At 59.7% G+C, this 11,832-nt stretch carries 8 protein-coding genes; 3 read left to right on the forward strand and 5 right to left on the reverse strand.

Annotated elements, in window-relative coordinates:
- Positions 1 to 83: 83 nt before the first annotated feature.
- Both ESZ00_RS01560 and ESZ00_RS01565 read right to left on the reverse strand, forming a co-directional pair.
- Positions 84 to 3,800 (reverse strand): TonB-dependent receptor, encoded by a 3,717-nt coding sequence (locus ESZ00_RS01560; RefSeq protein WP_164981282.1) that lies wholly within the window; start codon positions 3,798 to 3,800, stop codon positions 84 to 86.
- A gap of 322 nt (positions 3,801 to 4,122) precedes the next feature.
- Positions 4,123 to 4,809 carry a TetR/AcrR family transcriptional regulator gene (locus ESZ00_RS01565; RefSeq protein WP_129206411.1) on the reverse strand — a complete coding sequence of 229 codons (687 nt, stop codon included), beginning with the start codon at positions 4,807 to 4,809 and terminating at the stop codon, positions 4,123 to 4,125.
- Between the two features lie 135 nt (positions 4,810 to 4,944).
- On the opposite strand from ESZ00_RS01565, the gene ESZ00_RS01570 reads away from it, so the two are divergent.
- A complete protein-coding gene (locus ESZ00_RS01570) occupies positions 4,945 to 5,535 on the forward strand; it encodes a YceI family protein (RefSeq protein ID WP_129206412.1) in 591 nt (196 codons plus the stop codon).
- Between the two features lie 52 nt (positions 5,536 to 5,587).
- Here ESZ00_RS01570 and larB read toward each other — a convergent pair whose 3' ends face one another.
- From larB to larE, 3 genes are all read right to left on the reverse strand, one after another.
- Positions 5,588 to 6,352 carry a nickel pincer cofactor biosynthesis protein LarB gene (gene larB, locus ESZ00_RS01575; RefSeq protein WP_129206413.1) on the reverse strand — a complete coding sequence of 255 codons (765 nt, stop codon included), beginning with the start codon at positions 6,350 to 6,352 and terminating at the stop codon, positions 5,588 to 5,590.
- Positions 6,349 to 7,680 carry a nickel pincer cofactor biosynthesis protein LarC gene (larC, locus tag ESZ00_RS01580; RefSeq protein WP_129206414.1) on the reverse strand — a complete coding sequence of 444 codons (1,332 nt, stop codon included), beginning with the start codon at positions 7,678 to 7,680 and terminating at the stop codon, positions 6,349 to 6,351. The genes larB and larC overlap by 4 nt, the downstream gene beginning before the upstream one ends.
- Before the next feature lie 67 nt (positions 7,681 to 7,747).
- The gene (larE, locus tag ESZ00_RS01585; RefSeq protein ID WP_229740885.1) at positions 7,748 to 8,602 is read right to left on the reverse strand and encodes an ATP-dependent sacrificial sulfur transferase LarE; all 855 of its coding nucleotides are present in this window, start codon (positions 8,600 to 8,602) and stop codon (positions 7,748 to 7,750) included.
- Positions 8,603 to 8,758: 156 nt separating this feature from the next.
- Here larE and ESZ00_RS01590 point away from each other — a divergent pair, with 156 nt between their 5' ends.
- A complete protein-coding gene (locus ESZ00_RS01590) occupies positions 8,759 to 10,015 on the forward strand; it encodes a tetratricopeptide repeat protein (RefSeq protein WP_129206415.1) in 1,257 nt (418 codons plus the stop codon).
- Positions 10,016 to 10,022: 7 nt separating this feature from the next.
- On the forward strand, positions 10,023 to 11,777 hold the full coding sequence (locus tag ESZ00_RS01595) for a chloride channel protein (RefSeq protein WP_129206416.1): 1,755 nt from the start codon (positions 10,023 to 10,025) through the stop codon (positions 11,775 to 11,777).
- Positions 11,778 to 11,832 lie beyond the last annotated feature (55 nt).

Raw genomic sequence — 11,832 nt, forward strand, 5'->3', positions numbered from 1 at the left:
GCAAACGGATGCCTCAAAAAGCGGAAGGCCCTCGCCGCGTGTGCGGCGAGAGCCTTCCGGTGGAGTTGCGCTTCCGATAGAGGTTAGAACTCGATACGTCCCGAGATCTGAAGGACACGAGCAGCCTGATCTGCGCCTGAGGCCTCCACCGTGCTGCTGATGGTTCCGAACTGCGTCGAACTGTTGGTGATATCCGTGCTCGGCGTGCTGAAGTTCGGATGGTTGAAGACGTTGAACGCGTCGCCACGGAGATTAAAGTTCATATTGTTGTACAGGTGGAAGGTCTTACCCAGACCCGCATCCATGTTGAAGAAGCCCGGTCCACGCAGGTTGTTACGGCCGCCGATACTAAAGCCTAGCGGGCCCTCATAATCCGCATCCGCCTTCAACGGATTGTCATAGGCGTACACCGCACCGCCTTTACCGCCGTTCACATGGGCCTTCATGTCGTTAATGTTGCCAGTCAGAATCGCTGGAGCATCATTGGCATAGCCAGCTACAAAGGCATTCGCTGCGGCGAAGTAAGCCTTACCTGTATGCCACGAGGGAAGACCGCTGACCTTCCAGCCGCCTACGATCTCGTCCAACCAGCGAGGCATGGCAGTGCCAAAGTCTTTGCCATGGCCAAAGGGCAGGTCGTAGATGAAGTTGCCACTCAGGTAATTCGTCACGTCGAAGTCTGAGTTGCCACGGCATTCACGCGGACGCAGCGCGTCGCAGATGAAGCCGGCGCCCCCGATGGCCGGCGTATTCGCCGTCACCGAGACGTTGTCGATCGAGTGCGAGAAGGTATAGTTCAGGTCGAACTGCAGGCCGTAGCTCAGGTTCTTATGCAGTGTGGTCTGGAGCGCGTTGTAGGATGAGAAACCCTTGTTGGTATACATGGTGTTCTCGGCAAACTGGCTATCCATGCCTACATTGGCAGGCAGGAGTGCGGCAGAAGCCAGCGCCTGCGTGAAATCCGCGAAGTCGCCGCGGGTCGCGTAGGTTTGCAGGGCTTCGGCGAGAAAGGCCGTGTTGCTGGCATATCCATGGGCCACGCCAACTCCCGGTGTCACGACATTTTCAAACCACGGCTCAGCGATAACGGCAGTGGGATTGACGCCGGCACGCAGCTGTTTCGACAGAGCGGCAAATGCGGCGCTGTACTCCTGTCCCGAGGTCTTATCTGGAAAGTCGATCAGCTGCGAGGCATCGGCCTGCGCCATCAGGCGGCGGCCAAGGCGGCCGACATAGGTGGTCTTCAGGATGTAGCCCTGCGGGAACTCATGCTGCCAACCGAAGTTGTACTGAATCGAATACGGAGTCTTGAACGAAGGATCGATCGTTTCGTTGAACTGTCCGTTGGCAAGACCAATGCCAGCTCCACCAGAGACATATGGCGAATATGGCACTGTGACGCTCGGAGCTGCAGGAGCTGCGGGTGCCGACGCCGTGGTCAGGCCATTGAAGCGGGGATCGGTTTGAAGGTTGCCGACCGGATCGGAGGCCGGCCCAAGTAGATCAGTGTTCGACGCCTGGAAGATGTAGGAATACTGCGTCTGCTGGTAAAGGATCGCATTCACAACGGTGTGATCGTAGATCACGCCGGCGCCGCCGCTGAAGACCGTCTTGCGATCCCAGCTAGGGTTGTAAGCGAACGCAAAACGCGGAGCGAAGTTCTTCAGGTCGTTATGGTAGGGACTGGGACCATGGTTGGCCTTACCGCCCAGCACATAGTTGATAAACGGAACAGTAGTATCACCCGATTCACCCGCAGCGCTCTGTGCAATACGGTCGCCAAAGTAGTTGTTAAAGGTCGCATCTTTGGCTGACAGACCGGTAATCTGGCTAACTGATTCCAGACCGTTGCGCTCGTAGGGCACGGAGTAGTTCTGCCAGCGCAGACCATAGGAGAGAGTCAGCGAAGGCGTCACCTTCCAGGTGTCACCGAAATAGAGCTCGGTTTCGTAGTAACGGTAATCGCGCAGCGAAGAGGAGCCCAGCGGCAGTGGGTTCAACGAGTTGTCATAGTTATAGGTCGCAGCACTGACGCTGTACGGTGCAAGGGCCAGGGCAAAAGCGCTGTCATAATTTGCAAGGTAGTCGCCCGACGTGATGTTGGAAGGACGCAGCGAAGAATTCAAGCCGGTGAAGTTGGCGCCACCCAGGCCGATCGACGGTGAGCTGTAATCGAGGATGACGTGGTTGTCCGGGCTCTCCCACTTGAAGCTGCCGCCGAAGGCCAGGCCATGCTTGCCCTTCTGCCAGTTGAAGTCATCCTTCACCATCGGAATGGGGAAAGTACGCCCCTGAGCATTGCTGGCGCTGCTGTATGGAGCAGTAATGATGTTGCCGCCGCTGCCGTTGCCGCCGAAGTTGGAGAACTGCGTGGTACCAGTCGGATTGTAGGTATCGGGGAAGTTGTAGTTCTCGTAGGTATAGCCGAACTCGGCCATATTGATCATGTTTTCGTTCAGCGTCCAGCTGTGCTGAATGGCATACGAGTAGCTCTTATCGAGGAACGGGTGGGTTTCTGGATCGCCTGGGAACTGAATGTTACTCTCGACGCTGTTTTGCTGCGTCGCATGACCGATCAGCGAAAGCTTCATCTTCTCGTTGATATTCCAGTCCACACGGCCAACATAGTTATCTTCCTTCACCGGATCGGGCGAATTGAAGCGATAACCCGCCGTGTTGAGCAGATCGCCGTAATTACCGCTGAGATCGTTGGCATGCGGGTAACGGCTAGAGAAAAGGTTCAGCAGCGGCTGGTTGAAGCCGATTTTCTGCGGATCGAGCGCAGCCACCTGCGCCGACGTCAGCGAAGAATTCGTTCCATTCGCATTGACGTATGTCAAAGTGCCATTGCGGAATGAGTCCAGCGGCACCGTCTGCTCAACCGCTGTCGTCTTCGCGTCGCGGCGACCATCGTAATCGAAGAAGAAGAAGAGCTTGTCCTTGAGGATCGGGCCACCCACGTTCCCACCGAACTGGTTACGTACCAGAGCCGTGCGGGGAACATTGGAATTATTGTTGAACCATTCATTGGCTTCCATGTCCGTGTCGCGGTGGTATTCCACCAGCGCTCCATGGAACTTGTTGCTTCCGCTGCGCGTCGCCAGCTCGAACTGGCCGCCGCCGCCTTCACCCGCGCTCGAGAGGTCGCCCGCAGTCACGCCACGGAACTCCTGCACCGAGTCCACCGGGGCATTGGCCACGATCGCGCCGAAATTGCCGGTCTCGTTGTCATTCACATCGAGTCCATCGAGGGTCACATTGCTCTGGTCGACTCGTGCACCCGAAACCGCGCCATCCAACGTCACACCCGGCTGCTGCGTAAACAACGCAGACGGACTGCTGCGGTCCTGCACCGGAAGATCGTTCAGGAACTGCACCTGGAAGTTGTTGCCCACCGTGGCATCGGTCGTATTCAGGGTCACGTCCTGATTGCTGCCCGAAACCTGCACGGTCTGCGTGGAGCCCACGCTCAGCTTCGCGTTCTGTGTACGCGTTGCGTCAATATTCAGATAAAGGCCGGTAATCTCCGTCTTCGTAAAGCCGGATGCCTCGAAATCGATCACATAGCCCGGACCAGGCTTCACCAGCTTGATGGTGTACGAGCCACCGCCGTTTGTCACACCCACGTACGAAACACCCGTAGCCGGGTTGTGCAGCGTCACCTGCACATTCGGAATCACCGCCCCGGTCTGGTCCGTCACCAAACCGGTAATGGAGGCCACATCCTGAGCTTTAAGCAGCAGGGGGAAAAGGAAAAAGAACAATACAGGCAGAAGACGAATCGGAAGAGCGCGCTTCACTAGGTCCTCACTCGGATCAATCGTTTTGATTTGTCACGCTGGTCCAGACAGCCGTAACTTATCTGGCTCAATGGCAACGCTACCTAATTGCAATTACAGAGCCAAACGCGCAAATTATTGATTCGATGAGCTCATTCAGTGGAAACAGCTCCATCCGAAACCAAAATATCAATAAAACAATAACTTTCTATGAAATAGCGGAGGGTGCTACTCCATCAGGCGCTTCCCTTACGCCTTTTCCACAACGCAGAGGGACACACGATGATCTCCCGAAGATCATCATTCTGCACTGTTTAGATAGAAGCTATTCCTTGCGTTGTGGCTATGCAGAATGGCTGGCTTCGATGTTCGCAGCTGTTAAGCCCGGGATTAATAACGGCAAGAGTAAGGTATAGATTTCGTCCACCAGCCGGTCTTCCAGCTCTCCAGCCTCGCCCTGCGCTCGGAGTGCCGAGGTGGCAGCTCCGTAAATGGCCCAGCTGAGCGCGGCGGCAACCAGCTTCGGCGGTCCACCCAGCGCAAAGGCGCCCCGATCGATGCCGATCCGCAGCACCTTCTCGACCTCGGTCTGCACCACCGTCTGCATAAAGGGATCAAAGTGCCGCTGCTGCTCGCGACACCCCGGGCTCATCTGCCGCAGGAAGTCACACACAGCCAGAATCACCATCCGCAGCGCTCCAGGACAGGTTCCGTCGAAGGTCACCTGCCGTTCGGCCAGAAACCCTTCGAAGCGGCTGCGCACCAGGTCCTCGACTAAGGCCTCGCGGTCCAGGTAGTGCGCATAAAAGGTAGCCCGGTTCACACCGGCCTGCTCAGCAATCTGCTGCACGGAGATGGCATCGAACGGCTGCGTGTGGAGGAGTGCCTCCACGGCCTCTCGCAATAGCTGCCGTGTGCGGCGTACACGGGGGTCCACCCGCTCCTGCGCTTCACATGGAGTTGCCGGGCCCGCAGGCGAAACGTTTCCATTCTCCGCCCACTGCGGCTCTGCACTCGAATGGCTGGCCATGGATCCCTCCTGAAATGATTTTAGCGACCTTTTCCGAATCACTACATCTGTTGTTTAGACAACGATCGTACCGCGCAGGATTCTGATCGCTGCTCAAAAAATGCAGACTCGAGTCTGCCCAGGAGAATGACTCCCATGAAGCTCTTCGCCCGTAATCTTGTCCTCGCAGCCTCGCTGCTCACCGCTACCGCCGCCTTCGCCCAGTCTTCCTGGAAGATCGACGCTGCCCACTCGCAGGCCGAGTTCACCATCCGCCACATGGGCATCTCGAATGTCCATGGCCGCTTTTCGAACATCAACGGCACCGTCGTTCTCGATGAGAAGGATCTCTCCAAGTCCAGCGTAAACGCCACCGTCGACACCACCACCGTGGACACCGGCGTGGCTCAGCGCGATGGCCACCTCAAGAGCCCCGACTTCTTCGACGTGGCCAAGTTCCCCACGATGACCTTTGTATCGAAGTCTGTGGAGCGTGACGGCGACGACTACAAGGTGAACGGCGACCTTACGCTGCACGGCGTTACCAAGCCTGTTGTCCTGCACCTCGACGCTCCCGAGAAGGAAATCACCGGCATGGACGGCAAGCCCCATCGCGGTTTCAGCGCCACCACCACCATTCATCGCCAGGACTTCGGCCTGGTCTGGAATGGCACCCTCAAGTCCGGCGACTCGGTGCTCGGCGACGATGTGAAGATCTCGCTCGATATCGAAGCCGCGAAGCAGTAATCTTCGATATAGAAACGAAGAGCCGCGGGAAAGCCCGCGGCTCTTTATTCTGTTACGCCGATTTTGCCCCGGCCCGCAGCATCATCGCCGCCACGTAGGCGGCTCCGAAGCCGTTATCGATATTCACTACCGTTACATTCGGCGAGCAGGAATTCAGCATCCCCAGCAGCGCGGCAAGGCCGCCGAAGGCTGCACCATAGCCCACAGAGGTGGGCACCGCAATCACCGGGGCTGCAACCAACCCTCCCACCACAGAAGGCAGTGCGCCCTCCATACCGGCGCACACGATGACGGCGCGAGCCTCGGCCAGCGCTTCGCGTTGCGAAAGAATGCGGTGCAAACCAGCTACGCCGACGTCCACGATCCGCGACACCTTGACGCCAAGATATTCTGCCACTACCGCAGCCTCTTCGGCCACCGGCAGGTCCGACGTTCCCGCGCACACAACGGCAATCGGCCCCAGATGCAGTGTGGCGGCATGACGCTCCCGGAGGCCGATCACCCGCGCCAGCGCGTGATATTCCGCATCCTGCACCTGCGCTTTGACGGCATTCCAGGCTTCAGCGCCAGCTCGCGTAGCCAGCACAGCTCCGCCCCGATCTGCCATACGCCTGAAAATCTCTGCTACCTGCTCCGGCGTCTTGCCCTCGGCGTAGATCACCTCAGGCAACCCCAATCGCAAGGTACGGTGATGGTCGATCTTCGCCATCCCGGCATCCTCATAGGGCAACCGTGCCAGTTGCTCGAGCGCATCGGACGTAGAAACGCCACCGCTCTTCACTGCCTCGAGCAGCTCAGCAAGAACCTCACGCTTCATGCCGTCGCCGCCTCGTGCGACAGCCGTAATCCGGCCTGCCAGGCTTCGAGCGCCGCGTCCATCACCGTCTTCAACGGAACCGCATGCTCACGTGCCAGGCGGCGGCAATCCTCATACTCCGGCATAGCATTGCGCAGCTCGCCCGCATCGCTGCCTAGCTTCACCCGTACCTGCCCGAAACGCGTCTCGACCACGGTAAAGCTGCGCATGAGTACCGTGCGCTCCTCTATTCTGTGCCGCACGCCCAGCGTGGTGGTCTCACGAAAGAGCAGCGTTTCAAGCCGCTCCGCATCCTCGGGACGCGCCAGTACCGTTAACAGTGTGCCCAACCGGCTTTTCTTCATCGTCACCGGTATCGCCATGGTGTCGAGAGCTCCCTGCTCGAGCGCCATTTCGAGCGTGTGCGCAATGACCTGTGGGCTGGCGTCATCGATCGCGCATTCGAGCACCGCAACCTGTTCGCGCTTTTCCGCGCTCGTCGCGCTCAATACAGCTGAGCTCGAACCGACAGACAGCCGCAGCACATTGGGGAAGCGCTCCGGATTCTGTGTTCCTGCTCCGTAGCCGATGGTCGAAGCTATAAATCGCGGAGCTTCGCCAAACCGGCAGCCGAGGGCCTGCAGCAGCGCCGCGCCTGTCGGTGTCACCAGCTCCTTCTTCGGCCCCTCCGCGTATGTCGGAATGCCTTTCAGCAGCTCCGCCGTCGCCGGCGCCGGTACAGGGAAGGTTCCATGTGCGCATGCCACAAAACCGCGCCCCACATTCACCTCCGAGGCATACCACTGCTCAATTCCCAGGGAGCACAGACCAACCGCACCGCAGACAATATCGGTAATCGTGTCGACGGCGCCCACCTCGTGAAAGTGCACATCCTCGACATCCATGCCATGAATCTTCGCCTCGGCCGCAGCCAGCAGCGCAAAGGTCCGCAACGCCAGCTCACGGGCATCTTCAGGCAAACGCGCCGCGCCAATCAATGTCCGTATCTCTTTCCACGTGCGCCCATGCACGTGCGCATGCTCATGAGTGTGATCGTGAGAATGACTGTGGCTATGGTCATGGCTATGCGCATGGCCGTGATCGTGGCTGTGCTGATGCTCATGGCTGTGGGAGTGAGCCGCTTCCGCAACAGCTCCGCTCTCGAGCACATCGATCTTCGTTGCCATGACGCCGCTGCGATCCACCTTCTTCCGCCGCAATTCTGCGCCGATGCCCAGCCCTCGCGCCGTCTCCGCAAGCAAATCCTCAGAAACCCCGGCATCGACCAGTGCGCCCAGCAGCATATCGCCGCTGATGCCTGCAAAGCACTCCAGATATCCAACCTTCATTGTTTTGCCTTCTTTATCTTGTTCTGAATATCCCTGGATACGGCAGAAGCATGCTTTCGCTTGTGTTCTACCTCGTGCGCAGCAAGGCTTCCACGGGGAGAATCTCGTTCATGGCGCCGGAACGGTATCCGTCGCAGTCCACGGCTACGTACTGAAAACCGGCTGCGCGCACCGCAGTCGAAATCTGTTTCAGCCGTTCGCGAGTCAGCCCCGTCGCCAGCTCTTCTTCCGCAATTTCTACCCGCGCCATGGTGCCGTGGTGCCGCACCCGAAATTGCCGCATCCCCAGTGCCCGTAATCCCTCTTCCGCGTCCTCGACCATCCGCAGATTCTCCGGCGTCACCCGCCGTCCATACTCGATCCGCGACGACAAGCATGCCGACGCCGGCTTATCCCAGATCGCCAGCCCTGCAGCCTGCGCCAGGGCACGCACATCGGCTTTCGTAAGTCTGGCCTCCGCCAGAGGAGCCACAACATGATGCGCTTCGGCTGCCTGCTGCCCGGGCCTGAAATCCTTTTTGTCGTCCACATTCAATCCGTAGGCCACCGTGTCGAAGCCCCGCGACACCCGTTCCCGCTCAAGCACCGTGAACAGCTCATCCTTGCAATGGAAGCAGCGATTTGCGTCGTTGATCGCGTAAGCCTCGCGCTCCATCTCCCCGGTCTCTACGGTCTTCAGCGGAATGCCGTGCGTAGCGGCAAATTCAAGCGCTTCGCGGTAATGGCTGCGCGCCAGAGACGGAGAATCCGCGATCACCGCCAGCATCCCTTCGCCCAGCAGTCGATAAGCTGCAAATGCCAGGTAGGCCGAGTCAATCCCGCCGGAATACGCTACGATCACCCGGCCAGCGCGGCGAATGGCCGCATCCAGCCGCTCCTGCAGCCTGCTCAGCTGGTTCTCCATCGTCTGTCTACCGTCCATCCCGGTTTCCGCTGGCACGCTGCGCCTCCACGTCTGCAATGATCCTAACTCTCTTCGGGCTTTCTGGTCAGACCACTGCTGTCAGAATAGGTGCATCCAGCCATTTCGAACACTCCTCGCGTCGCTCTCCGGGTCGCATAACTATTACCCTAGAAGATGATGCTTGGCCTGGAGCTCCATCCCCCGTTATCCGTTGAGGAGAAGCTTGAAAAGCGCAAGCTGATTGTCCGCGACGTAACTGCTATCGTCACGCTGTCCCTCATCACGGCCGTGCTGGCTACCCTTACCTGGCTGCTCTTTAACTCGTTCACCCAGCATCGCAAGGACCTGGCCGCGCGCTGGCTGAAGCGCGGAGAGACCGCCATGGCCGCAAACCGGCCGGATCAGGCCGTCAATGCCCTCCGTTCCGCGCTCGAATACCAGAAAGGCGCACCCATCGCAGAGCAGCGCGAAACCGAGATCGAGCTCGCCTCCGCACTCGCCGCCGCGGGGCGCATCAACGAGGCCACAGCCTATTTCAATTCCCTGCTGGAAGCTGCTCCCGGCAATGGCATCATCAATCTTCAGCTGGCTCGTCTTGCCGCGAAACAGGGCCACGAAGCCCAGGCGCTCGAAAGCTATCAGCGTGCCCTCGACGGTGTCTGGCAGGGTGACGGCTATGAGCGCCGACTACAGGTCCGCCTCGAGCTCGTCGGCTATCTGATCAGCCGTAAAGAATACAGCCGTGCGCAGGGCGAACTGCTCACGGCTTCCGGCAATGCACCCGATGAGCCGGAGATCAAGCTTCGCATTGCCGGCCTAATGGAGCAGGCAGAAGACCAGCAGAATGCCTTTCGCCTCTACCGCACACTCTCCACCGAGCGGCATCCTCCTCTGGAAGCGCTGGAAGGCGCCGGCCGTACCGCTATCGCTCTCGGACACCTGCAGATCGCGCGCCAGTACCTCACTCGCGCTCTCGCCGACTATTCGATGGACAAAAGACCGGAAGCCGAGCGCACCGCTGTTCGCGATCAGCTGACCAATGCAACACACCTCCTCATTGTGTATCCCGATCCCAGCCTCGCGCCTCCTGCACGCGCCACACGCATTCTGCAGAACGTTGCCACGGCCCGCCAGCGTTTCATTGCCTGCAGCCCGACATCGGCACAAACACAGAGCACCGGCACAAACACTGCGGCCATCGCACCCCCCAATGCCCTCAGCGCTCTTGTCAGCCGCTGGCAGCAGGTTCCGGCCGGTATCAGCGCCCAGACCCTTGAAAACGATCCCGACCTCCAGCAGGAGCTGATGACCCTGGTCTACGACACAGAAAAGCTCACCGCGCAAGGCCAGACCTGCGGCCAACCCTCCGGCAACGATGCCCTGCTCCTCGAGCTCGCACAAGCCCCGTGGACCAGCGAGCAACCACAATAGACCGACCATGAGCGATACTCTCCCGAACATCTCCCCACTTCCAAAGTCATCGCCCTCGCCGAAACAGGAGAGCACCGGCTTCGACTACTCCCGCATTGCGCCAAAGCGCGACGAGCGGCTCTTCCTCGTCCTCTCGATCTTCATCGGGGTGCTCTCGGGACTGCTGGTCGTCTCATTCCGTGTTGCCATTGAGTGGATCAAGATCCTTACCCTCGGCTCGGTTCCGCATCCCGGCCAGTACCGTCTGCTGATCGCACCCACCGCCATCGGTCTCGTGGTCGCCGCGCTGGTACAGTGGTTCTTCCCCGGCGCCCGCGGCTCGGGTGTCAACCAGACCAAAGCCGCGCTCTACATCTACAACGGCTATATCTCATTCAAAACGGTCATCGGCAAATTCCTGACCTCGGCTCTAGCCATTGGCGCCGGTCACTCGCTCGGTCCCGAGGACCCATCGCTGCAGATCGGCGCGGGCGTCGCTTCCATGGTTGCGCGTCGCCTCAATCTCTCCCGCCAGCGCCTGCGGCTCTTTGCCCCCATCGGCGCGGCAGCTGGCCTCGCCGCTGCGTTCAATGCGCCCATCTCCGCGATTCTTTTCGTGATCGAAGAGGTCATCGGCCAGTGGAGCGCGGCGGTACTCGGCTCCATCGTGCTCTCCGCGATCTCCAGTGTGGTCGTGGCCCGCTGGTTCTGGGGCACGGAGCCGATGTTCCGCATCCCTTCCGTGACGCTGCGCGACCCGCGCGAACTGCTCGCTTACAGCGTGCTCGGTATCTTCGGAGGCCTCTGCTCGCTGGTGATGTCGAAGGCGCTCGGGTACCTGCGTCCCCGCCTGCGCCGCCTGCCTCGCTCGACCTTCTACTACCAGCCGGCTGTTGCCGGACTGCTGGTCGGATGCATTGGCTTCTTCGGCTTTCCGCAGGTGATGGGCCCCGGCTACGACACCATGGACCAGGCCATGCACGGCTCCTTCGTGTGGCAGTTCCTCGTGGCCCTGGCACTCTTCAAAATTCTGGCCACCACGCTCTCGTTTTCGAGCGGTACTCCCGGCGGCATGTTTGCGCCTACGCTTTTTGTCGGCGCCATGCTGGGCGCGGCGATCGGCACGTTTGAGAAGCTCCACTTCCCGCACTTCACCGGAACTGTCGCGGCCTACTCTCTGGTCGGCATGGGCGTGCTCTTCGCCGGATTTCTCCGTGCGCCGCTCACCTCGGTCTTCATGGTCCTTGAAGTCAGCGGCAACTACTCGATCATCCTGCCGGTGATTCTCGCCAATACCATCGCGTACCTGCTCTCACGCAGCCTGCAGCCTGTTCCGATCTTCGAAGTCTTCACGCATCAGGATGGGCTCGAGCTGCCCTCGATGGAAGAACAGCGCGAAGAAAACCCGCTGCACATCGAAGACGCGCTCGAACCTCTGCGTCTTCCGTTAGTACACAGCCAGGACGCGCTCGAAACCGTTGCCAGGACGATAGCTGCGCTCCATGCGCCGGCCTTCCTCATTCAAGTATGGGACGGCTCCTGGTATGCCATGAGCGCCGACGAGCTCACAGCAGCAGCAGCCACGCTCACACCCGACACCCCCATCGAGCGCGCCATGAAGGCCGACCGCACCCCGCAACTCTTTCCCGATCTGCCACTCGACGCCGCTCTGCGCTACTTTCCGCGCTGGCCAGCGCTACCTGTTCTGAATCGCGCCAGCCGAGGGACGCTCGAAGGCATACTCACGCTGGATGGAGTCCTGAAGCGCTACCAGCAGAGCTGAACATCCTATCCAGAGAAAAATTCTTCTCTGGATACGTGCGCTCTGTCGCTATACT

The sequence above is a fragment of the Silvibacterium dinghuense genome (genome assembly GCF_004123295.1).
GTDB classification, from domain to species: domain Bacteria; phylum Acidobacteriota; class Terriglobia; order Terriglobales; family Acidobacteriaceae; genus Silvibacterium; species Silvibacterium dinghuense.